Source organism: Rahnella sp. RFA10(1/100) (assembly GCF_004195115.1).
Taxonomy (GTDB): domain Bacteria; phylum Pseudomonadota; class Gammaproteobacteria; order Enterobacterales; family Enterobacteriaceae; genus Rahnella; species Rahnella perminowiae.
The window spans coordinates 793,095-817,151 of sequence record NZ_SEWR01000002.1 but is presented as its reverse complement, the minus strand read 5'-3'; the positions used below and the strand labels follow the sequence as shown (position 1 = coordinate 817,151).

Genomic DNA, 24,057 nt, shown 5'->3' with positions numbered 1-24,057 from the left:
TGCTCGCACCGGTATCTGAACCGTCGGTCAGATCGATAACCGGCACGCTCAGCGTGGTGTCCACGGTAAAGGCGAATGCCTCCCCGGACGTGCTGTTACCGGCAGTATCCGTGACCGTCACCACCAGGTTATGTTCGCCGTCAGCGAGGGCCGACGGTACAGTAAAGTGCCACTGCCCGGCCGCGTCCTGTACCGCCGCCTGCGCTGCGCCGCCGTCAATGCTGACCAGCACCGTCACCACATCACTGTCGGTCGCGATCGCAAAGCCCGGCGTGGTGTCATTGGTCTGGTTGTCGCCCGCCACGCCGGTGTCGTCGCTCAGGGTGACTACTGGCGCAGAAATCGCGGTATCCACCGTCATGTTAAGCGCCCCGGAAATGGCCACGTTGCCCGCGTCGTCGGTGACCCGCACCTGCACGCTGTAGTCACCGTCCGTCAGTTCCGGCGCGGTAAAGCCCCAGATCCCGCCGGTCTGCGTGGCCGGATACACGGTGCCGTTGATCAGCACCTCGACCCTCACCGCGTCGGCGTCAACGTTGCTCAGGGTAAAGGCCGGGGTGGCGTTATTGGTGATGTTATCGGTCATATCCGCGCCGCTGTCGGACGCATCGGTCAGGTCGATAACCGGCAGGCTCAGCGTGGTGTCCACGGTAAAGGCGAATGCCTCGCCGGACGTGCTGTTACCGGCAGTATCCGTCACCGTCACCACCAGGTTATGTTCGCCGTCAGCGAGGGCCGACGGTACAGTAAAGTGCCACTGTCCGGCGCTGTCCTGTACCGCCGCCTGCGCCGCGCCGCCGTCCACGCTGACCGTGACCGTCACCACATCACTGTCGGTCGCGATCGCAAAGCCCGGCGTGGTGTCATTGGTCTGGTTGTCGCCCGCCACGCCGGTGTCGTCGCTCAGGGTGACTCCCGGCGCAGAAATCGCGGTATCCACCGTCATGTTAAGCGCCCCGGAAATGGCCACGTTGCCCGCGTCGTCGGTCACCCGCACCTGCACGCTGTAGTCACCGTCGGCGAGTTCCGGGGCGGTAAAGCTCCAGATCCCGCCGGTCTGCGTGGCCGGATACACGGTGCCGTTGATCAGCACCTCGACCGTCACCGCGTCCGCGTCAATCTGGCTCAGCGCAAAGGCCGGAGTAGTGTTATTGGTGATGTTGTCGGTCATATCCGCGCCGCTGTCGGACGCATCGGTCAGGTCGATAACCGGCACGCTCAGCGTGGTGTCCACGGTAAAGGCGAATGCCTCCCCGGAAATGCTGTTACCGGCTGTATCCGTGACCGTCACCACCAGGTTGTGTTCGCCGTCAGCGAGGGCGGCAGGCACCGCAAAGTGCCACTGCCCGGCCACGTCCTGCACCGCCGCCATGTCCGCGCCGCCGTCCACGCTGACCGTGACCGTCACCACGTCACTGTCGGTCACGATCGCAAAGCCCGGCGTGGTGTCGTTGGTCTGGTTGTCGCCCGCCACGCCGGTGTCGTCGCTCAGGGTGACTACTGGCGCGGATATGGCGGTGTCCACCGTCACGTCAAGCGCCCCGGAAGTGGCCACGTTGCCCGCGTCGTCGGTGACCCGCACCTGCACGCTGTAGTCACCGTCCGTCAGTTCCGGCGCGGTAAAGCTCCAGACGTCACCCTCTTTTGTCGCCGGGTAGGCGGTGCCGTTGATCAGTACCTCGACCGTCACCGCGTCGGCGTCAATCTGGCTCAGCGCAAAGGCTGGAGTAATGTTGTTGGTAATGTTGTCCGTGGCGAGTGCACCGGTATCTGAACCGTCGGTCAGATCGATAACCGGCAGGCTCAGCGTGGTGTCCACGGTAAAGGCGAAGGCCTCGCCGGAAATGCTGTTACCGGCAGTATCCGTCACCGTCACCACCAGATTGTGTTCGCCGTCAGCGAGGGCCGACGGTACAGTAAAGTGCCACTGCCCTTCGCTGTCCCGCACCGCCGCCTGCGCTGCGCCGCCGTCCACGCTGACCGTGACCGTCACCACATCACTGTCGGTCGCGATCGCAAAGCCCGGCGTGGTGTCGTTGGTCTGGTTATCGCCCGCCACGCCGGTGTCGTCGCTCAGGGTGACTACTGGCGCAGAAATCGCGGTGTCCACCGTCACGTCCAGCGTGCCCGAGGTCGCACTATTACCCGCAAGATCGGTAACAGTGGCAGTAATGGTATGAATGCCATCCGCAAGCTCAACAGGGCAAACGAGTGACCAGACGCCATTATTCAGACTTGCCGGGTAGTCAGTGCCATCAATGTTAATCAGAACATGTGTGACATCACTATCAACACTATTGAGTACGAAAATAGGACTTTTAGTATTCGTAATATTATCTGTGGCTGAAGCTCCGGAATCGGATTCATTCAGCAGGTCTACAGAAGGTATATTCAGGGATGTATCGATAGTGACATGGATTCTTTCGGAGGTAGCAATATTGCCTGCAACATCAACGACACTCACATGAAAGGCATAGCTGCCTTCCGGCAGAGATTGTGGATAGGTAAATTGCCATTGGCCTTTTGCATCAGCACTGGCTTTACCCGCTATGTTGCCGTCGCAGTATAATGTGATACTGGCAAAAGGTTCCGCCGTACCCGCGAATGACGGTAAATTAACGCTGGTAATATGGTCATCCGGATTGTCACCACTGTCACTTAATAAATCGATAGTAGGAATATCAGTATGTAAGTCGATAATAAGCGGGATAGAAACCGAGTTCGCGCTATTACCTGCAATATCGACTGCCGTAACCATGACGTTATATTCGCCTTCGGCTAAGGTTTTATCTGCCGGGATACGGAAACTCCAGTTACCATTTTTATCCGCAATAGCACTGCCATAATAGGTGCCATTTATCATCAGGCTGATTTCAGCTCCGGCTTCCGCTACACCTTTGAATAATGGCTGCGGGTCTTTAGTAATCCCATCTGTATGTGTAATACCGGTATCAGAATCAGCATCCAGCATGATAGTGGGTGTTGAAGTGACGGTATCAATAATAAGTTCATACGTTGAACTGGAAATATTGCCGACTTCATCCATGGCGATGATCTCAACACTATAATTATCATCGGCCAGGCCAGGGTTGGGATTTATTTCGAAAGACCAGTGCCCCTCTTCATCAGCGGTCGTTTTCCCCATTTCCTTGCCATCAAGCATGAGGGTAATTGTGACGTATTTTTCAGCGACCCCTGTTACCAGTAAATTATCATTATGGTTGGTAATCCAGTCATTTTGGCTGGATCCTGTATCATCATCGGTATCCAATGCAGCAACAGGCTTTTGAGTCATGGTATCGACAGAGAATATGTATTCCTCTGAAGGAAGCGAGACGTTACCCGCGATATCCTGAGCCTCCACCACTATTTTGTGTTCACCCTCTTTCAACCCCGGGGCGACATCAACTGACCACGTTCCTTCAGCAGTGACCGCCACAGTGGCGTATTTTTTGCCATCAATATAAACGCTGACATGACTCCCCGCCTCGCCAGTTCCCACTAAAAGAGGTGTCGTATCATTTGTCAGGGTGGCACCAGATTGTGAGATAACATAATCGTCAAGGGCAATAGTTGGCGTTACAGGTGCGATGGTATCTATCGTGTAGCTAAAATCATAATCCTGCGCATTACCCGCAAGATCCACAACGGTGATAATAAGCTGATTTACCCCTTCTGCGGATTCGCCAGAGAATCTGAAGGTATAATTTCCGCTTTGAGAAGCGTCGGTTTCAAGGGTTTCCCCCGTGGTCGTATTGGTAATGCTGATATGGCTGAATGAGTCTGTTTTACCCGTAAATATCGGGCTGGCAACATTCGTATAATTATCGGCAGCATTGCCACTGTCACTGCCCGCTTCGATCTGAATAGAAAATGCATCGATATTGGTGTCAATTTCAATATCAATCGCATTCGATGCTGTATTCCCGGCACGGTCCGAGGCAATGACCTGAACGTTATAGGTGCCGTCCATAAAAATAACGTTACTGTCGAGGGTATAACTCCAGTCACCTTTGCTATCAGCGGTAACATCAGCGATTTTATATCCGTTAACATACAACTCTACAATAGAGTCCGGTCCGGCTTTACCGCGAAAACCAGGCGTGACATCATTTGTTATTTTGTCATCAGAATAGAGGCCGGTATCACTGTTTTCATCAAGAATAATGGTGGGCGTTTCAGGGGGAATGGTATCAAGCGTAATAATACCTGTTGTACTGGCACTATTATCCGCTTTATCAGTCGCCACTACCGTAATATCATTAATGCCTTCCTGAAGTTCATTTCCGCTAAACTGATATGACCAGTTACCTTCAGCGTCCGTTTTTACGGTCGTCAGTAAAATATCATTGATATAAATATCAATGTTCACACCGGCTTCAGCAGTACCTATAATTTTGGCATTGGTAAAGCGCGTTAAGTTTTCATCAGGGATCTGATCTTCTACTGGAATAGAATATTGTGAACTCAGTTCAAAGGTAGGAATTTCTGTCACGGTATCGATGGTAACCAGAATTTTAGCACTACCGCTTCCACCCTGACCATCCTCAACATCGGCCTGGATCGTATGCTGACCATCCGGGAGTTCTGAGGCAACATCAGCAACAAAATTCCCCATGTTGTCTGATTGCACAACCGCCACAACAATCCCGTCAATTTTTAAGATAATGTTTGCATTAGGCGCGGTCGAACCGATAAATGAAGGGGATGCGATATTGGTGATATTGTCATTTTTTGTACCGCTGTCGCTTTTGTCATCAAGCTTTAAAGAAATATCAACCGGCTTAACAATAACTTCATCGCCCGTCTTTTCAGACGTTTTGCTACTTGAAGAAGAAGATGAGGAATTATTATCTTCCAGTTTAAGCCGCTCTGACTCTGCAACGCCTTCTTCATCATATTTTTTCTTTTTGAAGGATGCGGCCTCCTGTTCTTCGCCGGATTCATTAGAAACGCCGCTGCCATTGGTGGAAACTTTATTTTTAGCTTTATTATCCAGGAATTCCTGCAATTGTTGTTCAACTTCATTGGCCGCTTTTCGGGCTTCTTCCGCTTCTGCGCGTAAACCTTCTGCTTCTTTCCTGAGTTTATCCGCCTCTTTGTTCACCTCTTCGAGACGGTTTGCCTCATCTTCTGTTTTCGTATCGGCATTTTCTTTGATGACGCGCGCCTGCCGGTCTTCCGATAATGATGAATCAAGTCGTTCCAGCTCTAAATTACTCAGATCAATGGATTTAAGGAGATTTTGCCCGGAAATATCACCATCAGTAAAAGAAAACACCACTTTACTGTGTTCAAGACTCGAATATAAAGCACCGTTGACAATATTTACGGTTGTACCATCGGAAAAAATAAACTTTAAATCGGTACCGCTAATGATGAAATGCGCCTGTTCTTTATTGCCAAACTGTTTTAAATCGACAACTGAGCTGTCATTGATGAATATTGTTTTGTTAGCCATTTTGTAATCCTTTCAATTATAATTCAGGCGCATTACGTTGTGCAGGGGATAAAGGTTCAGAAAACATTTGTCTCATCCCTTTAGTCAGTGGTGACATGAGATATTTCATAATGCTGTGCCGGCCGGTAATAATATTTGCGTCCACCGTCATACCGGGCATTATTTTAATTAAGTCCTGAGGGGGTATTTCAAATTTTACAATGACTTTGTAGTATCGGATCATAGAACCGTTGACAGACTCCTCATAGGAATCAGGACTGATCTGTTCAATAGTCCCTTTATAGGGTTTGGTGCCCGACATCATGAAGGACAGGACATTGATATTGACCTTGCCCCCGATGAACACCTGATCACGATCTTTAGGCATCACTTTGACTTCTGCCTGCATCAGGGTTGAAAAAGGTTTTATTTCGAACAAAGAATCCGCCGGCTGTATGACGCCGCCTTTCGTAGATGCGCTTTTATTGATCTGATAGATGACGCCATCAATCGGAGATTTAACATTCGTCTCCTGTAACTGACGTGATAATATTTTAATCGTCGACTCACACATCGCCAGTTCTTTCTGAGCTTCGGCAAGATCTTTCGAAAGTGAATTACGCAGTTCATAGTCTGCGTTATTCATTTCACTGTTAATGAAATCAACTTCATCTTTTTTTGATGAAATCTGGTTATCCAGGTCAATCAGCTCAGAATTCAGCCGCACTGCGGACTGTTTTTTATCTAAAAGGTTGGTGTAGGAGCTGATGCCTTTTTTGACCAGAGGAGACAGAATATTAATTTCTTCCTGCAGCAACCCCAGTTCACTCTTCTTACTGATTTTTGACACATTCAGTCCATTGATATCTGAAGACAGTCCGGTAATTTTGACTTCCTTAGTTCTGATCTGGCTCTTCACCATCTGAATATTACTGATAATGTCTTTATTGATCAGATCACTTACGTTAAGCGCAGTGATTTTATTTTCACTGGATAAAACGCTGGTGAGTTCTTCAATACTTTTTTTCAAATATTCAGATTGGGTAAAGTAGCGGTCATATTCTTTCTGCACATCCAGGTTTGAGACCCTGGCGAGAATCTGGCCTTTTTTAATGACATCACGTTCGGAGACAAAAATCTCTTCTATTGTCCCACCTTTAGAAAGGGAAACGATTTGAGTATTATCTTTCGTGGCAATAATACCCTGCCCATGTACAACGGAGTTTACTTTTACCAAACTGAAAAGAATAATGATCAGGAACGTCATGATCATTATGACCATCATCAGATGGTCACTTTGTTTTCTGTTCATCGCAAAAGAGACCTTGATCCCGGTTTTATGACATCATCTTGCAGTTGCAATACTTTGAGCAAAGTCGAAATCTGCGACATCTGTTCAAGCTTGGACTGGTAGATACCGTACGTCGATTCAATCATGGATATGTGAGCCTGGAAAAGTTCATTGCGACTGGAAATAACATCCAGCAATGATTTTTGCCCAAGGTTGAATTCTTCTTTGTATAACTCCGTCATTTTACCGGCGTTATCATAGGAGCGCTTTGCAATATCAAGGGCTTCCAGATTGGATCGATATTTCGACAATGACACATCAATACTATTACGACTTTTTAAAATAAAATCATCTGATTCCAGTTTTGACTGACCATAGCGAGCAGCAAACTTGCTTTCTTCTGACTGATTTTTGAAACCATTGAAGATATTGAATCCTATTTTCACGCCAACTCTAACTTCATCTCGATAATCTTCCGGCTCAGCATCTCCGGAAGGATTATTGTCGGTATAGTTGATGTTCGCATCTATAGTCGGATAGTTGGCAGCTTTAGCTGCTTTAATATCAGAATATGCCGCATCAGTATTTTTTTGCAGAGACTTCCAGGTCGGATTATCCCGCATTACCTGTTTAATCACGCTTTTACTGTCAGTATCAAATTTGTAACTGTCAAAAACATCAGGTAAACGGGAAATATTTTCCAACGTGACTGCATCACCTGTCATATTACGGATTTTAGCCAGTTCGGTGTCTGCCTGCGAACGATACGTTAATTCCTGCGTGCTTAACGCATCGATGGATGCCTGGACTTTACGTAAGTCTGACTGCATCGCCACCCCTGAATTGATGAGTTCAGAAAAATCATTCAACATTTTTTTGTAGAAAATCTTTTCTTCATCAATACTTGCCAGGATATTTTTTAGTTTTTCAATATTGAGAAAAGCATCTGTCGTTTCTTTCGCAGTCGTGTTCATGCTTTGCAAGAAATCACTGGCACTGCTTTCTTCAATACTTTCAGATTTCTCAATATTGTTACTCCTCACACCAAAATCGGCGATCCGATAGGCAAGACTGATTTTATTTTCGATATTATTCTCGTCTCCGTCGCTTTTATTTTTTTGCGAAGTTTCCGATGTTGCATCTAATGTCGGATAAAGGGAAGATTTGCTCATATTCGTTTCCTGATGCCGACGTTCGATATCAAGAAAAGAAATAGCCACAGAAGGCTGAGCTTCCAGCGCGTGTTTTACCAGGACCGTAAGAGGATAGGCTCCGCTGTCCTGAACCGCGCGCTGTGAAGCGAAAGCCGGCACAGACAATACGGAAATACCGATCATTAATGAGATTATCGAGATTTTCACGGGTTTTTCTTATCCTTCAATACCAGCACATCTTTTTGCAAAGAACATTGCATATCGGCAATTTGGGAGAACAGAGGTGCGAACGTTTTCAGATGTCCCTGGATATGGCTCTGAGTTTCACTGTGCAGGTCGGTATTTTTCAATTCATGAAGAACAATGTGTTCATCCATTTTGTTCAGCTGCAGATGATTCTTTTCATGAATGATTTGTGTGGTGGCATGCAGGTCGGTGAGCGAGTTTTGTAAACTGCTTGTCTCTTGCAAAAGCGTTTCCTGACTGCGCCCGATGTCTTGCTGAGAAAGGTTTAACGCTTTTAGCTGACCTTCCTGAGCATCAAGCTGTTCATGCTGACTGACCAGAAGAGCATGCTGACCGGAAACCTGCTGCTGTGTGGCAGTGATGGCTGTGTGCTGATCGGTTAATTGCAGATTTGCTTTCATGACACCCTGATGGATTTCATTTAACTGGCCCGCGCCCCTTTCGCAGACGGTCAATAATGACGTTTCAAATTGTGCGCGCTGTGCATGGCTGATGTTGTCCTGCTCGACCATGCTGTGCAGGGTATTATTCGAGTCTGCGCACATATTCAGTAAACGATCCTGGAAGCTGAGCAGCGTATCTTTAATGTCACTGACCATTTCATCCAGCGATGAAACAATGCGCAGAGTGCGGGTCTTTGCGGGTTGATGTTTGCGCTTCATTTCACGAATGAATTCGAGCTTAGTATCGCGCAGCGTCACGTTGAGACGGACGAACGCATTGCGAACCAGCGAGCTCATGACGTTCAGAAGAATGGCGCTGACCACACCATAAATTGAAGAAACAAACGCCGTATTCATACCCCGGAGAGGTTCAGACAAAGAAGAGACAACGTTCACGATGATCTTCAGAGTATCCGCATCATTCCCTCCCCCTATTTGTGATTTATCAAGCAAGGAGATAACCGACGCAATGGTCAGCGAGAGACCCGCAAACGTGCCCAGCAGACCGATCATGGTGGAAATATTGGCGCAACTTAAAATCGCAGACATGCGTTGGTTGTGTTTACGGTTCACACTTTCATCAATGTTTTCATACACTGACAGTAATGTGTCATCGTCAAGACCGTGCTCTTTTTTAAAGACAATTTTATTCGCATCCCCTAACAGGTGAGCTGTTTTTTTATCGTCTTTTGTTTTTAATACAGTGTCGCATCTGTTTATTTCAATAAATGATGATAATACGATCACACAACCGATGGCATACACAATGATGACGACAGTATTATAAAATGCTGCGACGGCATAAGTGCCGATAATATAACTTCGGACACCAGGAACGATCATGAGTATCAAAGGGATTAAGGCAATAAATAAAGCCCCCAAAAAACCCATTTTATTCTTCAGGAAAATACCACTTTGTTTAATGTAATTCATTATGTTACTCAGTTTTTGTAATGACAGCGCTGTTATTCATAACAGCAGCATCGTTGATCACTGAAATAGCGACGTCCTGATTAGCTTCCGTCTCTTTCACAATTTTTAAAAGAATAATTCCCCGCTGATAAGCAAGTCGCATAGCATCGGAGACGGAAATAGATTTTTCGACATTGGTATATACCTTGACAGAAGCAGCTTTATTATCAGCCTTTAACCATTCATTCAATTTATCTATAATTTCAGGGGAATAACCCTGCTCCATTTTTTTAAAATGAATAATAAATTGATTACCTTTTATCTCATATGCCGGATTTTCTTTTTGCACATCAAACTTGCCATTAGCGCTTTGCACCGGCGTGCCTCCTTGTTGTGCCAGCGTTATGACTGTCTGGTTTTCCTTTTGCTCTTCAGTTTGAGCCGGAGATTGTTTTCCCCCGGTTGCTGCTACGTCGGTGGAATTATTTTCCGGGACATTTTCAGCAGATTGACTCATATTTTTTTGCGACTCTACGGGCTTGGGTAATGCCGTTTGTTCAGGTAATCCTTTTGCGGTATATGTCGCCGAGGGGGTTTCAGGAACATAATGTTTTTTAGCGCTTTCATACATCGTCAACATGCTGTTGAGAACAAATACCAACATCAGAAAAATAAATATGCATAAAACCGTTGAGAAGGCGTCCACAAAAGTGGGCCAGGGGTTACTTTCTTCCATATATCATCCAGACAGTGAAACGATTAAATAATCTATTCAGAAATTGTATATTTCCCAGGCCAGGATATCCTCTTACTTAAGTATTAAGCATTGCTAAATATCTTGTATCCTGTTGAAAATATAGAATTATCCGTCCCATCACCGGATGATATTTCAGTAAACCGAAAGCGTAAGTGACAGGGGTTATAAACCAAAACACATATCGAAAGTTGTAGATTACGGATGGCTGACACGTCAGCTTCCGCTCAGCTATTGATCTGATGATTTAAAGACAATAAGCCTGTGGGAAAATATATTTTCAGAGGGAATATTTGGAAGAAAATAGGATCAGAGGGAGTGAAAAAGAGTATGTCGCCAAACCTTAGAAAGACGACATACAAAGCTGAAAGTACCCGGTTTAAGTACAGTCAGAAAAATGTCTGCATACCTGCGGTAAAGGCAGGCAGCGATAATGAAGAGTGAAGGTTTGGCGCGTAAATTTACGCGCCGGAGAGTATTACGAATTCATCTGGAACAGGGACATCCCCTGCATGGCGCTGTATGTCTTATACGATGCCTGAAGCGCGACCTGCTGCAATGTATAGGTTGAAATGGCGGAGGTCCACTCTGTATCTACCAGGTTACTGAGTTTGGTGGAGTTCGCCACGTCACGGTTGTCGCCCAGCGTATCGAGATTGTCCAGTTCATCCATCTGCGTACCCAGCTCTGAACGCACGGAAAGTACGTTATTGAGTGAGTTACTCAGGCCACGGTTGGCTTTATCAATGGCATCGGTGTATTGCGTATCGGTGGTGTAATCAGCCGAAGGCGTTTTCAGCGCGGTCAGTGCACCGTCGATGGTTTTGAACACATCTGTCTCGCTCGGCGAGCCGTCCGGTTCGGCTTTCGCATCACCGGTTAATGAATCAAAAATCTGGTTACCGGTATGGTTGATGGTCATCGTCCGGCTGGCATCAACCTGCTGCGTAATGGACGTCGTGCCCCCGGAATAGGTCACCGCACCCGTTGTGGCGTCCTGCGTATACGGCGCGGTATCACTTTTGTAGCCGGCGAAAATGAAACGGCCGTTACCGTCAGTGCTGTTCGCGAGGTTCAGTAACTGCGATTTCAGGCTTTCCAGTTTGGTCGCCAGAGAAGAACGGTCATCATCGCTCAAAGAACCGTTACCGGCCTGAACGATCAGCGTATGCGCATCCTGAATGGTCGAGGTCACGCTGCTTAAAATCGACTCTTCCTGACTCATGCTCTGGTTAGCAAAGGTACGGGCTACGGAAAACTGACTGTTCTCCGATTGCGCCTGACGCACCAGCACCGCCTGCGACGCCGCCAGCGGATCATCCGAAGGTTTGCTTACTTTGCTGCCGGTGGACAGCTGTAAACCTGTCGCCTGAAAGCGGTTCTGACCATCCAGCACCGCATTCATGTTTTGGTCGTAAATCATATTGGTACTAAGGCGCATGGCATCAGTTCCTTATCAGTTCTGGGATCAGCGAATGTTTATGATCGCATCGAATATTGTCGAAGCCGTCTGCACGACCTGCGCGTTCGCCAGGTAATATTGCTGGTAACGTTGCAGATCGCCGTATTCTTCATCGAGGTTGACCCCGGAGATAGACTGCTGCTGGCTGGTGAGCTGCGTGACAATATTGGCCTGCGAAGTACTGGTAGTTGTCAGGGTGGCAACCTGGTTGCCCACGTTACTTACCATGCTGGCGTAAGCGCCTGACAGGGTGGATTTACCTTCTACCAGTTTTGCCGTTTGCAGATTCAGCAATTTCTGCGCGTTGGTGTTGTCACTCACACCGCTGTTTGCCGCGCCCGCAGCGGCGATCAATGAAGAATCACTGATGGCCACATTCATGCTGCCTGCCACGTTACTGACCGTTTTGATGGTCACGCTGTCATTGGTGTCCGGCGTACCGCTGACGGAAACCGACAACCCGTCGAAATTCATCGTCGGATTACCGCTGCTGTCGGTGCCTGCTGTCGGGGTGATTTTTGCTCCGTCGGAGACGCGTGTCACATCCCAACTGCTGCCATTGTAAGCCATGGTGTAATCGCTGGCCTTCACTGCTGCCGTGTCGGTATACGCCACGCTCACTTGTGCACTGCCGGTGTTTTTGGTGTTGCCTACGGTAGTGGCACCGGTGAATGAGAAGAAGTTCGTTCCCGCATCACCGTTGAGATCAAAACCGGCTTTGTTGGTGGTGTTGAAGCTGTCAGACAATGCCAGCGCCAGTTGCCCGAGCTGGTTGATGGCCGGGGCCAGGTTGTCTTTTCGGAAAGCCAGCGTACCGCCAAGCGTACCGGTGGTCAGACGGCTTTCCTGAATTTCAGAAACGGAACCGTCCGGCTGGGTCATACCGACCGTCAGTTTAGAAGGATCCGCACTCGAAGCCATGGCAACAACCGTTTTAGCATTGCCGCCACTCACCAGCGGCGTGCCATTGGCGAAGGAAATATTGTAGGTGTCGCCGTCCTGCTGCGTCACGGTTACACCGGTGATGTTGTTCAGCTGACTGACCAGTTGGTCACGCTGATCAAGCAAGGCGTTAGGTTCCTGTCCGGTACTGCCACGCGTTGCAGTGATCTGATTATTCAGTTTGGCAATCTGCGTCGCAAAAGTGTTGATCTGGTCAACATTCTGCGAGACCTGCTGGTTCACGGCGGTATTCATGTCGTTCAGGTATTTAGCTGAACTGTTGAACTGCGCGGTTAAACCCTGCGCTTCCCCCAGCACTGCCTGACGTGCCGAACTGTCACTGGCATTGCTGGTGAGCGTTTGCAGGCCTTTAAAGAAAGTCGACATGGTGGCATCGATACCGGTGGAGCTGTCGCCAAGCAGGTCATCAATAGAACTGGCCTGATCAAGCTGCGTTGACAGTGCGCTGCCGGTTGCGCTGGCACCCAGAAGCTGCTTGACCACAAAAGAGTTGTACTCACGATTCACACCCGTCACCGTCACACCGTTACCGATATAACCGGCAGGCGTCGAGGTACCATTACTTTGCGTAATAATGGCGGTCTGGCGGTTATAACCGGCCACACTGACGTTAGCGATGTTGTTCCCGGTGGTACTGAGCGCCGCCTGCGCTGCATTCAGTCCGCTCATTGCGGTATTAATTAAGCTACTGGACATGAGTGACCTTTTGGCTGCCGGTGACTTTTACCACCGTGTAATTAAGGGAACTGAAACGGGGGTTATCCCCTTTTCCCATTCTGATCGTATTATCGGCCTGCACCGCTAAAACTTGAGAAAAAAAACGAGGATTTGCAGGACTAGAAGATATCTTTTAAATCATGGCCATAGGCCTTCACGGCCTGCTCGCCCGCGCCTTTAATTTTCTGGATCACACTCACCAGTTTGTCGGCGTAATTCGGGTCAGTTGCATAACCGGCACGTTGCAGCGCATGTGCGGCTTGTTCAGGGGTGTTAGCTGAGGCCACCTGCGCGTAACGCGGATTATTGGTCAGTAATTTGATGTAGTCACTGATGGCTTCCACATAAGAGCCGTACACACGGAAACTGGCCTGCACTTTTTTCGCCACACCGTTGGTGTATTCCGTGGTGGTAATATTCGTGGTCGGACCGTCCCAGTTGCTGCCCGCTTTGATACCAAACAGATTGAAGCTGCGTTTACCATCTGCGGTCGGGATTTCACGCTGGCCCCATCCGGATTCCAGTGCAGCCTGCGCCATGATCAGCTGATGCGAAATCCCGCTGTCTTTACTGGCGACCTGTGCCGGAATGGTCAGGCTTGACACGAACTGGCCGCTGTCGGCTGGCAACGGTGCGCCGCCGGTGGTGCGGTCCGGCGCAGTCGGAATAGCTTTACGCAGATACTGCTCCATCGCCTGAACCGGCAGAGTTTTCAGCACTTCACCGTCCAGCGCCATCGGCACCGTTCCCGCCAGTTCGGACGGTTGCTTGCTGCCACCGGTCAGTTGTTCAACCATCATATCGGCCATGCCCAACCCCTTGTCGGACATGTCCTGGGCAATTTGCTGATCGTACATCGATGTATAAAGTTTGGTGGATTCGTTATCCAGAATGCCACCCTGCGGCAGAGCCTGACGCATGCTTTTCAGCATCATCTGCACAAACACGCCTTCAAACTGCTTCGCCACTTCTTTGATATGCGCCTGAGGATCCTGCGCCACATCCCGCTTCAGTTTGTTAAGGGACTGCGTGTCATACGCCGCCCCTGACATCGACATCAGATCGCTCATCAGATAATTTCCAAATCAGCACGCAGGCATCCGGCGGTTTTCATCGCCTGCAGAATGGACATCAGATCGATAGGCGTTGCGCCTAACGCGTTCAGGGTGCGGACAACATTGTTCAGGCTGGCACTGGAGCGTACCTGCTGAATCGACCCGCCGGACTGGCGGACGGAAATATTAGTGTTCGGCGTGACTACCGTCTGACCGCCGCCAAACGGCGTGTTCGGCTGGCTGACATCGTTCTGGCGATCGACCACCACGGACAGATTGCCCTGGGCAACCGCACAGTTATCCAGCGTCACATCGCGGTTCATGACCACGGAACCGGTACGGGAGTTGATGATCACTTTCGCGTCCATCGGCCCGACATTCACTTCGATATTTTGGATCTGCGCCAGAATGCGCACCTGAGACGTGTTGCCACGCGGTACGACCACCTGAATATTGCGGGAATCCAGGGCAGAGGCCATGCCCATCCCCTGACGGTTGATCGCGTCGCTGATCTGCTGCGCCAGGTTAAAATCTTCATCATTGAGTTGCAGATTGATCACGCCTTCGGTACCGAAAGTGCTCGGTAATTCACGCTCAATCGTCGCCCCGCCGGTGATACGCCCGCCCGAAACCTGGTTAACCGTCACGCTGCTGCCACCGGCAGACGCGCCCGCTCCGCCGACCAGCACGTTACCCTGCGCCAGTGCGTAAACCTGATTATCCACCCCTTTCATCGGCGTCATCAGCAAAGTACCGCCGCGAATACTTTTGGCGTTACCCATAGAAGAAACCACGACGTCAATCGCCTGTCCGGCGCGGGAAAACGGGGGCATTTTTGCCGTGACCATGACGGCGGCGACGTTTTTCAACTGCATGTTGGTGCCCGCCGGTACGGTAATACCCAACTGGGACAACATATTGGTCAGCGTCTGGGTGGTAAAAGGCGTTTGTGTGGTCTGGTCACCGGTGCCGTCAAGGCCCACCACCAGACCATAGCCGATCAGGGCGTTATCACGCACACCTTGTACCGTCGTCAGATCACGAATACGGTCGGCGGATGCGGGCAGTACCACCAGGGCGGACATCGCCAGACAGATAATACCGGAAAGTAGTTTTCGCATGATTGCCTCGTTATAACGGCGATAAGTTTAAGAAGAACCGCTGCAACCAGCCCATGTTCTGCGCTTCATTGATGTAGCCATTCCCGACGTACTCGATGCGTGCATCAGCCACCTGGGTGGAGATCACGGCGTTCGCACCGCTGATGGTGCGCGGGTTGACCACACCGGAGAACCGGATGAACTCAGTTCCCTGATTAATTTCAATTTGTTTCTCACCGACAACTTTCAGGTTGCCGTTGGCCAGCACTTCCGACACCGTCACGGTCAGGGTGCCGCTGAAGGTGTTATTGGCCGCTGCGCCGCCTTTACCGGCAAAGGTATTGGCACCGGACATATCCAGATCGGCACGGGCATTGCCGAACAGGCCTTCCAGATAACGTGGCGCTGTCGCAGCACCAAAGGTGGTTGCGCCGTTACGACTGGCGTTCGCCGAGGAGCTTTTGCTCGCACTGACATTCTCCTGCAAGACAATGGTCAGCGTGTCACCCACGTTACGTGGACGGCGGTCTTCAAACAGAGGCTGATAACCGTAGTTCATCGGCTGAACTGACTGGAAAATCGAACCGTTAGGAACCGGCGGTGCCGCTGGCGCAGGGTTCGCTGTGGTTGCTCCGGGTACCAGCGGGGTATGCGGCATATACGCGCAACCATTCGCCAGTAACGTGATTAACAGCGGCAGTACCAGCTTGCCTGGTCGGTCTTTAGAAAAAGTCATTACCGACGTTATTTTTTTGGTCACCACAGTTATCGCCTTTAAAAAATCGACCTGGTAGGGATCTGAACCGGTTCAGGACAGAAGCGTTTCCGCCCCTGTCCTCTTGTTTTCAATCAACCGCTAAACGTTACAGCTGGGAAAGTTTCTGTAGCATTTCGTCCGACGTGGACACGGCTTTACTGTTAATTTCGTAAGCACGCTGGGTCTGGATCATGTTGACCAGCTCTTCCGCCACGTTGACGTTAGACGTTTCCACATAACCCTGATACAGCAGACCCGCGCCGTTCAGGCCCGGAGTGCTTTCGGTTGGCGCACCGGAGCTCTGGGTTTCCTGATACAGGTTTTCACCCAACGATTCCAGACCGCTGTTGTTGATGAAGGTGCTCAGCGTCAGCTGCCCCACCTGCTGGGCGGCAGTCTGACCTTGTGTGGTCACACTGACGATACCGTCACGCCCGACGGTCATGCTCAGGGCATTGGCCGGGACAGTGATAGCAGGAATCACCTGATAACCGCTTGAGGTCACCAGCTGACCGTTCTGGTCAACCTGGAAAGAACCATCACGGGTATAGGCCGTCGTGCCATCCGGCAACTGAACCTGGAAGAAACCTTCCCCTTTAACGGCGATATCTTTGCTGTTGCTGGTCTGCGACAGGTTGCCCTGCGAGAATAAACGTTCCGTAGAAACCGGACGCACACCGGTACCAATCTGTAAACCGGATGGCAGATTGGTTTGCTCAGAAGACTGCGCACCAGGCTGACGGACTGTCTGATAAAGCAGGTCTTCAAATACTGCACGCTGGCGTTTAAAGCCGTTGGTGCTGACGTTCGCCAAGTTGTTGGCGATTACATCCATATTGGTCTGCTGGGCATCCAGACCGGTTTTCGCAATATACAGCGATGGGATCATGTCATTACTCCTCTGCCATCATCAGCTCATTGACAGCAGATTGTTGGCACTCTGTTCATTTTCATCGACACTGTGGATGACTTTCATCTGCATCTCAAAGCGGCGGGCGTTAGCTATCATGTCAACCATGGTGGAGACCGGATCCGCGTTACTGCCCTCAAGCGTTCCGGGCATAACGTGAATGGTCGGGTCAGCCTGTAAAGCAGCACCCCGCGCCTGAACGGTCGCCGGCGTTGGCCGGAACATACCGTCATCGCCACGGGTGACTTCATTGTTGGCCGCTTTCACCAGCTTGAGCTTACCGAGCTGACCCATCGTGTTAGGATCAGCACCGGCTTCAAGCACGGCAATCGTCCCGTCCGCAGAGACCGTAAGCTGAGAGTTCGGCGGAACTTCTATCGGGCCGTTATCCCCCATAACCGGATGACCCTGAACGGTCAGTTGGTTAGTCGGTGACACTTGCATGTCACCGTTACGGGTATACGCTTCAGAGCCGTCAGGCATCTGCACCGCAAGGAAACCGTCCTGCTGTAAAGCCACATCCAGCGGACGCCCGGTGTAGTTCAGTTTTCCCTGCGTCATATCTGCGCCCGGCGTGGACGCCGTGACCAGCGTGCGGGTTTGCAGGCTTTCACCGTCCACCGGCACTGCGCGCATCGCTAAAAGCTGCGAACGGAATCCCGGTGTATTGGCGTTAGCCAGGTTACTCGACGTCACCGACTGCTGAACCAGCGTCTGGCTGGCTGCGCCGCCTGCGGTGTAGATAGCGTGATCCATAATGCTGCCCTGTTTTCAGGTGATAGAACGCGTATTAACGCAGGTTAACCAGCGTGTTCAGGATGGAGTCCTGAGTTTTGATGGTCTGCGCATTCGACTGGTAGTTACGCTGCGCAACAATCATGTTGACCAGTTCCGCACTCAGATCGACGTTGGAAGATTCCAGCGCACCGCTGGTCATTGACGCTAAACCGCCCTGACCTGCAATGCCGGTCACAGCCTGACCGGAAGAAGACGTCGCCGTCCACACGTTGTCACCTTCAGATTTCAGGCCTTCCGGGTTAGAGAAGTTACTCAGCACAATCTGACCCAGCAGTTGGGTTTTGTTGTTGGAGTAAGTGCCGGCAATCGTGCCGTCGTCATTGATGGTATAACCGGTCATCTGACCCGCTGCATAACCATCCTGATTCTGGGAACCGATGCTGTCACTGCCGGTGCTCTGCTGGATACTGCCGGTGAAATCAAGAGACACCGTTTGCGGCGTTACGGTACCGTTAGTGGCGGTGTTCATTGGCAACGTCAGTGCCAGACCGGCATTGGCCGTGCCTGCCGCATTGGTTGTGCCGACCAGCGCACCACTGGTATCAAACTGCATAGCCCCAATTTTGGCGGCCGCTGAACCGGCCACGCTGCCGTCCTGTGCATAAACATCCCAGTTGTTGGCAGAAGTTTTCACGAAGTAGACGTTGTTATCGTGGGCATTACCCTGTGAGTCATAGGTGGTGATGCTGTTGACGTAGTTGTAGCTGGTGTCATCACTGCTGCTGAACGTTTTGGTGGCCGGAATAGCCTTGTCCGTTGAGTTCAGGTTAGCCACCATCGTGGCAGAAGTAGACGCTTTCGCGCTCATCATGGTGGTCGGGATGTTCAGGGCAACCGGCTGCGCACCCGCCGCAATAGTTGGCGGCGTACCTGTCGCCGGATAACCGGTGACGCTCAAACCTTGCATGTTCACCAGGTTACGGTTGGCATCCAGTGAAAACTGACCGTTACGTGAGTAATAAATGGCACCGCTGCTGTCGGACAACCGGAAGAATCCGTTGCCGCTCAGCGCGACATCCAGACCGCGGGAGGTGTTGGTGGTGGTACCGTCATTGAAGTTCTGAGTAACAGCGGCGACTTTAACGCCCATACCGGTTTGGGAACCGGCGAACATATCGGCAAAAGAGGCGGTCGCTGTTTTAAAACCGACGGTCGCGGAGTTGGCAATGTTGTTACCAATCACATCGAGGTTAGTCGATGCCGCGCTCAGGCCGCTGACTGCTTGGGAAAAGCTCATATTAGCTCCATTTTACTGTGGGTAGTGTTTACAGCTCCTCCCCCTTCGCAGGGGAGGGAGCGGTCTGAGTTGCTCGCTTACAAAATCTGGCGTACAGAATCAACTTTCGCGGTTCCACGCACGCCCAGATCCAACGCGGTATTCCCGGATGAATCTGTCGTCACACCATTGACCAGCGCATAATTCAGCGGTGTTGCCACCATTTGCTGATTATTTTTCAGGGCATTGATGCTAAAGCTGTAACTGCCATTCGGTGCTTTGGTGCCATCGTCCTGTGTACCGTCCCAGGTATAGCTGTGCACGCCGGCAGTCTGTGCACCCAGCGTAATGGTTTTCACCACTTTACCGGTGGAATCACTGACCGTGGCGGTGGTGGTATCAGAGGCCGTTTCCAGCTCAAATCCGAATGGCGTGGTGCTGACCGTGCCGTCAGTGTCGCTGCCGACCAGAATTGCGCTGCCGGACACCATCACGCCGTGGCCGATCAACGAACTGGCCTGAACCGATGAACCACTGGTGATTTGCCCGGAAATGCTGCCCAGCGTGGTATTGAGTTTTTCAATCCCGCTGACCGTGCTGATTTGTGCCAGCTGACTGGTCAGCTGACTGTTATCCATCGGATTGGTGGGATCCTGGTTTTTCAGCTGGGCGACCAGCAGGGTCAGGAAACTGCTGGACAGATCATCCGCTGAACTGGTTCCCTTCGTAGACGAGCCGCCGGAGCTGGTACTGCTGATCGTCGTGTTATCAGTGGTGTCATTAATTGACGTGGTAATTGCCATGATTCGCTCCGCTATTGCCCCAGAGTCAGGGTTTTCATCATTAACGACTTAGTGGTGTTAAGCACTTCGACGTTAGCCTGATAACTGCGGGAAGCGGAGATGGTGTTCACCATTTCGCTGACCACATCTACGTTTGGCATCTGCACATAGCCTTTTGCATCCGCCATCGGATTACCCGGCTCATACACCATGCGCATCGGTGCCGGGTCATCCACCACCTGCGCCACTTTCACGCCGCCGGTTTCCTGACCCGGTGCAGCATCCACCTGGAAAACAACTTGCTTTGCTTTATATGGCTTACCATCCGGGCCGGTGACACTGTCGGCGTTGGCCATGTTACTGGCACTGACGTTCAGACGCTGAGACTGCGCGGCCAGCGCAGAACCGGCGATATCAAAAATACCAAGCATTGACATGGGCTATTATCCTTGCAGCACCGACATCATCCCTTTGATCTGGCCGCCGAGAACGGTCAAATCGGTCTGATAGCGCACGCTGTTATCCGCAAAATTGGTACGTTCACGATCCATATCGACCGTGTTGCCATCTGCCGATGGCTGGTCCGGGATCCGGTACATCAGATCCATATCAGCAGGTTGAACGTTGGACGCCGCGATATGGCGGTCAGACGTCAGAGACAAAGAAATGCCGCTGCCACTCGCACGCCCCTGCTCCATCACCTTTTGTAACTGACTGGCAAAATCGATATCGCGAGCCTGATACCCCGGGGTATCGGCGTTTGCGATATTGGCTGAAAGAATTTCTTGCCGCTGGGCGCGCAGGTTGAGCGCTTCCTGTTGGAACTGTAGTGCGGCGTTCAGTTTGTCGAGCATGCGCCCTCCGCAAAGTGAGATTTTGGAGTCGACAGCATAAATGCGAGTGTCAACTGGCTATCGTCTGAATAAGCATGAAATCGGGCGCTATTTGTCCCTTTAGGAATATCAAAGTGAGCGTAGACTTGTCGGCAGTAGTAGGCTGGCACAAAGGTAAAACGCGAATGAATATGCTGAAAATCCGTCGTTCAGACATTACGCTGGGTTGCATCCTGATAGGTGTAATGTCTGGTGCGATGAGCTATGCCCAGCCTTTGCCCGTCAAAAGCGTGCCGGCCTCATCCAATAGCGATACACTGTTGTCCTCGCAAATTCAGCAGTTCTTCCGGCAGCAATATGCCGACAGCGGGATGCAGGTGACCGTTGTCGTAAACACCCCGGCTGCGCGCCAGCCACAATGTTTATCACCACAATTTATGCTTTCACCGAACAGTCGCACCTGGGGCAATGTCTCCGTGGCGGTGAACTGCAACGGTCAGAAAAGTTACGTACAAACTAAAGTGCAGGTCAGCGGCACTTACTGGATCGCGGCAAAGAACGTACCGGCAGGCTCTCACCTGGCACAAACAGATATGCAACAAAAAACCGGGCGACTGGATCTGTTGCCGCCGAAGGTCATTCTCGACAGTCAGCAGGCTGTGAATGGCATCACGCTGCGCAATATCAGCATCGGGCAACCGTTGACGTTATCGATGTTGCGCCGGCCGTGGATGGTTCACGCGGGGCAGGAAGTTCAGGTTCAGGCCACAGGCAGTGGTTTTAATGTGTCAAGCGCCGGTAAGGCGATGAACAATGCTGCAGCGAATGAATCAGTGCGGATCAGAATGCCGTCAGGTGCAATTGTGAACGGGACGGTAGGCTCAGATGGGTCTGTGACAGTGACGATATAATCCTAAATGCAGCCGTAGCTCTACAAAAAGCTGCAATAAAGGTTAAAGTTATTGCGCCACATGTCGATAACAAACGTATCAGAGTCGTCCCGTGACGGCATTTTTAGGGTTTTCATGAGATTTTCTAAACCCTGAGTCCTCATACTGGAGAAGAAATTTATGGCTATCGATCGTACTCAAGGTGTCTCACCTTTAACCCCGATCCAGCAGCGCGAGCCGTCTGAAGCGTCAGTACAGAACGCGCGTAAAGAACAGTCTGTTTCTGGCACCACCACCAGCGGTACGGCGGTGACACTGAGTTCAGCGCAAGCGTCTCTGACGCAGTCAAGTGCACAGGACATCAACACGGCACGTGTCGACGAACTGAAACAAGCTATCCGCGACGGTAAACTGACGATGGATACCGGCAAAATTGCTGATGCTTTGTTACAGGACACGCAGGATTATCTCAAAGGTCTTTAAGCTGAAAATATCAGTGTAAAGACAAAAAGTTGGAAGGTAATAAGGCCCGATGAAGAATTTTATCAAGACCATGACTACCTTGGTTGAAACGTTGCAAGCGCTGGATCAGGTGATTAATCACGAACAGACGATACTGTGCTCAGGACGCGTGAATGGTGCAGCCTTGCAGCATATAACCGAGCAGAAAAGTTCATTGTTAGCCACGGTAGACTATCTTGATAAACAGCGTCGTCAGCATGACGAGCGCCTCAGGCAAACAGCCCCCTATTCCCGACAGCCGGAAATCTCCGCGATGTGGAAAGATGTGGTGCAACTGACCACTAAACTGAGTCAGATTAACCGTCACAACGGCATGTTACTGGGCAAGCAGATTGCCTATAACACCGAAGCGCTGGCGATCCTTAACGCCAGTCAGACGCAGAAATTCTACGGGCCGAACGGGCAGGAAACCGTTTCGGGGCAAACCGTACGCAAGATCTCGGTTTAAACCGAAACGGGGGCGGTTTTCAAACCTTGCCATGTTTGATGCTGGCTATGTTTCAGATGCCACCGTGAAAGGCGCGGAATCTTGCCGCTCCGCGGTTCCCTCATTTCGGTGTTCGAGCCTTACGTCTCGAAACTCTCACTCGGCAAGCTTTCTGAAAGCGCCCGCAGCATCTTGAACCCCTACTGCCAATGCGTTGCAAATCCCGGTTGTGGATTTTGCCGCAGCGGGGAAATATCAACTGTGTATCCATACCGATAAAATGAGCAAACATTGAGAATGGGAGACGGCTTCCGGAAGGTTTTTAGGGGTTGCATTAAAAAACCGCACATGGCGGTTTGTTATTATCTGAGGTTTTATCTCTGTATTTCAAATGTCACCTGATCTACACCACTCGCCATATTTGTGAATCGCCCGCTGTAATTAACTGTTACGCGATTTTTATCATCAATATGAATATCATTTCATAGTCCCATGGGCCACCATTTCTAACCTTTTGATAAAACCAATAATACGTCCAGGCTGTCGCCATATTGCGAGACATTCCATGTTGTCGGGCTTCCCTCATATGATCACTGACAATATTGGAACCCGGGTTTGATAGTGGTACAGACGCCATAAAGTCAATCTCCCTGTTAAGCATTTTTCTCTTCCTGCAAACAGGGAAATATTTTACACGTTTACCGGCTCCCTTTTGTTAACTCCGTAACGCTGCCGGAAAATATCAGCACTATAGAAATATGCAGATGTGTCTTTAAAAATGCCCACTGGCATGCTCAAAAATGGCACCAAATCAAGGGTGCGAGACCCGAGGCTCGCAGGCTGAAATTCGGGAATCGCGGAGCGATGACATTTTACGCCACCCATAGCGGTAACAGAGCATGTCCGTCGAACCGGCGACAGCGCGGAGTAGAATAGCGTGGGGGATGCAAGGGAGGAAAACCGGCGATTTAGCGATAGTTCACGATCACCTGATTACTCATCACCCGCAGCGGCGTATTCATCGCGCCACCGCCGGGAACAAAGTAAACAAACCTTAATGGCGAAGTGGCGGTCTGGCCGTAAAATGATTTTGTCACCCCGCCTTCGGCTTCCAGACTCACGCAGTGATTCAGGGTGTTGCAGAGTTTTACCTGCAGACCGGCGGGTCTTGCGCCAAGCACTTCGTATTTCCAGCTTAGCGTTGTGATGGTGGCGGAGCCTGAACTGCGCACGGGCGCGGAGGCCGGCGGGGCTAATGCACCCGATGACATCATCACGCCACGGTTTTGCAATACCACACCGCGCTGCGTATCTGACCATGTGCCGGACGCGGCAAGCGCTGGCAGGCTCAGTGCGGTCAGTAACCACAGTGCGGCGCGGTACAT

At 50.7% G+C, this 24,057-nt stretch carries 20 protein-coding genes; 3 read left to right on the top strand and 17 right to left on the bottom strand.

Annotated elements, in window-relative coordinates:
* The 16 genes from ETV65_RS10395 to flgB all read right to left on the bottom strand — a co-directional run.
* Positions 1–5,461: Ig-like domain-containing protein (locus tag ETV65_RS10395; RefSeq protein WP_205951574.1), on the bottom strand; the 5,461-nt coding region annotated here is incomplete at its 3' end.
* A 16-nt stretch (positions 5,462–5,477) separates the two neighbouring features.
* Positions 5,478–6,752 carry an HlyD family type I secretion periplasmic adaptor subunit gene (locus tag ETV65_RS10390; protein ID WP_129952770.1) on the bottom strand — a complete coding sequence of 425 codons (1,275 nt, stop codon included), beginning with the start codon at positions 6,750–6,752 and terminating at the stop codon, positions 5,478–5,480.
* A complete protein-coding gene (locus ETV65_RS10385; protein ID WP_129952769.1) occupies positions 6,749–8,092 on the bottom strand; it encodes a TolC family protein in 1,344 nt (447 codons plus the stop codon). The genes ETV65_RS10390 and ETV65_RS10385 overlap by 4 nt, the downstream gene beginning before the upstream one ends.
* Positions 8,089–9,507: a MotA/TolQ/ExbB proton channel family protein gene (locus ETV65_RS10380; RefSeq protein WP_129952768.1), complete on the bottom strand. Its 1,419-nt coding sequence runs from the start codon at positions 9,505–9,507 to the stop codon at positions 8,089–8,091. Before ETV65_RS10380 ends, ETV65_RS10385 begins: the two co-directional genes overlap by 4 nt.
* 4 nt (positions 9,508–9,511) lie before the next feature.
* On the bottom strand, positions 9,512–10,222 hold the full coding sequence (locus ETV65_RS10375; RefSeq protein WP_129952767.1) for a hypothetical protein: 711 nt from the start codon (positions 10,220–10,222) through the stop codon (positions 9,512–9,514).
* 496 nt (positions 10,223–10,718) lie between these two features.
* Positions 10,719–11,681, bottom strand: a complete 963-nt coding sequence (gene flgL / locus ETV65_RS10370; RefSeq protein WP_129952766.1) for a flagellar hook-associated protein FlgL — start codon at positions 11,679–11,681, stop codon at positions 10,719–10,721.
* 27 nt (positions 11,682–11,708) lie between these two features.
* Positions 11,709–13,361: a flagellar hook-associated protein FlgK gene (gene flgK / locus ETV65_RS10365; protein ID WP_129952765.1), complete on the bottom strand. Its 1,653-nt coding sequence runs from the start codon at positions 13,359–13,361 to the stop codon at positions 11,709–11,711.
* A gap of 140 nt (positions 13,362–13,501) precedes the next feature.
* Positions 13,502–14,452, bottom strand: a complete 951-nt coding sequence (gene flgJ, locus ETV65_RS10360) for a flagellar assembly peptidoglycan hydrolase FlgJ (protein WP_129952764.1) — start codon at positions 14,450–14,452, stop codon at positions 13,502–13,504.
* The gene (locus ETV65_RS10355; protein ID WP_129952763.1) at positions 14,452–15,558 is read right to left on the bottom strand and encodes a flagellar basal body P-ring protein FlgI; all 1,107 of its coding nucleotides are present in this window, start codon (positions 15,556–15,558) and stop codon (positions 14,452–14,454) included. Before ETV65_RS10355 ends, flgJ begins: the two co-directional genes overlap by 1 nt.
* A gap of 10 nt (positions 15,559–15,568) precedes the next feature.
* Entirely contained in the window at positions 15,569–16,273 is a 705-nt protein-coding gene (locus ETV65_RS10350) for a flagellar basal body L-ring protein FlgH (RefSeq protein ID WP_129952801.1), read from the bottom strand.
* 127 nt (positions 16,274–16,400) lie between these two features.
* On the bottom strand, positions 16,401–17,183 hold the full coding sequence (gene flgG / locus ETV65_RS10345) for a flagellar basal-body rod protein FlgG (protein ID WP_013575168.1): 783 nt from the start codon (positions 17,181–17,183) through the stop codon (positions 16,401–16,403).
* Positions 17,184–17,204: 21 nt separating this feature from the next.
* Positions 17,205–17,960 carry a flagellar basal body rod protein FlgF gene (locus ETV65_RS10340; RefSeq protein ID WP_129952762.1) on the bottom strand — a complete coding sequence of 252 codons (756 nt, stop codon included), beginning with the start codon at positions 17,958–17,960 and terminating at the stop codon, positions 17,205–17,207.
* A 34-nt stretch (positions 17,961–17,994) separates the two neighbouring features.
* Positions 17,995–19,239 (bottom strand): flagellar hook protein FlgE, encoded by a 1,245-nt coding sequence (gene flgE / locus ETV65_RS10335; protein ID WP_129952761.1) that lies wholly within the window; start codon positions 19,237–19,239, stop codon positions 17,995–17,997.
* A gap of 77 nt (positions 19,240–19,316) precedes the next feature.
* Positions 19,317–20,021: a flagellar hook assembly protein FlgD gene (gene flgD, locus ETV65_RS10330; RefSeq protein ID WP_129952760.1), complete on the bottom strand. Its 705-nt coding sequence runs from the start codon at positions 20,019–20,021 to the stop codon at positions 19,317–19,319.
* Between the two features lie 11 nt (positions 20,022–20,032).
* On the bottom strand, positions 20,033–20,437 hold the full coding sequence (gene flgC, locus ETV65_RS10325) for a flagellar basal body rod protein FlgC (RefSeq protein WP_013575164.1): 405 nt from the start codon (positions 20,435–20,437) through the stop codon (positions 20,033–20,035).
* 6 nt (positions 20,438–20,443) lie between these two features.
* The gene (gene flgB, locus ETV65_RS10320) at positions 20,444–20,854 is read right to left on the bottom strand and encodes a flagellar basal body rod protein FlgB (RefSeq protein WP_129952759.1); all 411 of its coding nucleotides are present in this window, start codon (positions 20,852–20,854) and stop codon (positions 20,444–20,446) included.
* Between the two features lie 113 nt (positions 20,855–20,967).
* Here flgB and flgA point away from each other — a divergent pair, with 113 nt between their 5' ends.
* The 3 genes from flgA (at position 20,968) to flgN (ending at position 22,693) form a co-directional block, all read left to right on the top strand.
* Positions 20,968–21,744, top strand: a complete 777-nt coding sequence (gene flgA, locus ETV65_RS10315) for a flagellar basal body P-ring formation chaperone FlgA (protein WP_129952758.1) — start codon at positions 20,968–20,970, stop codon at positions 21,742–21,744.
* 159 nt (positions 21,745–21,903) lie between these two features.
* Positions 21,904–22,206: a flagellar biosynthesis anti-sigma factor FlgM gene (gene flgM, locus ETV65_RS10310; RefSeq protein ID WP_129952757.1), complete on the top strand. Its 303-nt coding sequence runs from the start codon at positions 21,904–21,906 to the stop codon at positions 22,204–22,206.
* Positions 22,207–22,255: 49 nt separating this feature from the next.
* Positions 22,256–22,693, top strand: a complete 438-nt coding sequence (gene flgN, locus ETV65_RS10305; protein WP_129952756.1) for a flagellar export chaperone FlgN — start codon at positions 22,256–22,258, stop codon at positions 22,691–22,693.
* A 947-nt stretch (positions 22,694–23,640) separates the two neighbouring features.
* Here flgN and ETV65_RS10295 read toward each other — a convergent pair.
* Positions 23,641–24,057, bottom strand: coding sequence for a flagellar protein FlhE (locus ETV65_RS10295; RefSeq protein WP_129952755.1), 417 nt, complete (start codon positions 24,055–24,057; stop codon positions 23,641–23,643).

What these genes read in the sequence shown, in the direction of transcription:
- ETV65_RS10340 (WP_129952762.1), bottom strand. Translation starts at nt 17,960, where the DNA reads ATGGATCACGCTATCTACACCGCAGGCGGCGCAGCCAGCCAGACGCTG.
- flgE (WP_129952761.1), bottom strand. Translation starts at nt 19,239, where the DNA reads ATGAGCTTTTCCCAAGCAGTCAGCGGCCTGAGCGCGGCATCGACTAAC.
- ETV65_RS10355 (WP_129952763.1), bottom strand. Translation starts at nt 15,558, where the DNA reads ATGCGAAAACTACTTTCCGGTATTATCTGTCTGGCGATGTCCGCCCTG.
- flgB (WP_129952759.1), bottom strand. Translation starts at nt 20,854, where the DNA reads ATGCTCGACAAACTGAACGCCGCACTACAGTTCCAACAGGAAGCGCTC.
- ETV65_RS10380 (WP_129952768.1), bottom strand. Translation starts at nt 9,507, where the DNA reads ATGAATTACATTAAACAAAGTGGTATTTTCCTGAAGAATAAAATGGGT.
- ETV65_RS10350 (WP_129952801.1), bottom strand. Translation starts at nt 16,273, where the DNA reads ATGACTTTTTCTAAAGACCGACCAGGCAAGCTGGTACTGCCGCTGTTA.
- flgK (WP_129952765.1), bottom strand. Translation starts at nt 13,361, where the DNA reads ATGTCCAGTAGCTTAATTAATACCGCAATGAGCGGACTGAATGCAGCG.
- ETV65_RS10375 (WP_129952767.1), bottom strand. Translation starts at nt 10,222, where the DNA reads ATGGAAGAAAGTAACCCCTGGCCCACTTTTGTGGACGCCTTCTCAACG.
- flgL (WP_129952766.1), bottom strand. Translation starts at nt 11,681, where the DNA reads ATGCGCCTTAGTACCAATATGATTTACGACCAAAACATGAATGCGGTG.
- flgN (WP_129952756.1), top strand. Translation starts at nt 22,256, where the DNA reads ATGAAGAATTTTATCAAGACCATGACTACCTTGGTTGAAACGTTGCAA.
- flgJ (WP_129952764.1), bottom strand. Translation starts at nt 14,452, where the DNA reads ATGAGCGATCTGATGTCGATGTCAGGGGCGGCGTATGACACGCAGTCC.
- flgM (WP_129952757.1), top strand. Translation starts at nt 21,904, where the DNA reads ATGGCTATCGATCGTACTCAAGGTGTCTCACCTTTAACCCCGATCCAG.
- ETV65_RS10295 (WP_129952755.1), bottom strand. Translation starts at nt 24,057, where the DNA reads ATGTACCGCGCCGCACTGTGGTTACTGACCGCACTGAGCCTGCCAGCG.
- flgD (WP_129952760.1), bottom strand. Translation starts at nt 20,021, where the DNA reads ATGGCAATTACCACGTCAATTAATGACACCACTGATAACACGACGATC.
- flgC (WP_013575164.1), bottom strand. Translation starts at nt 20,437, where the DNA reads ATGTCAATGCTTGGTATTTTTGATATCGCCGGTTCTGCGCTGGCCGCG.
- flgG (WP_013575168.1), bottom strand. Translation starts at nt 17,183, where the DNA reads ATGATCCCATCGCTGTATATTGCGAAAACCGGTCTGGATGCCCAGCAG.
- ETV65_RS10390 (WP_129952770.1), bottom strand. Translation starts at nt 6,752, where the DNA reads ATGAACAGAAAACAAAGTGACCATCTGATGATGGTCATAATGATCATG.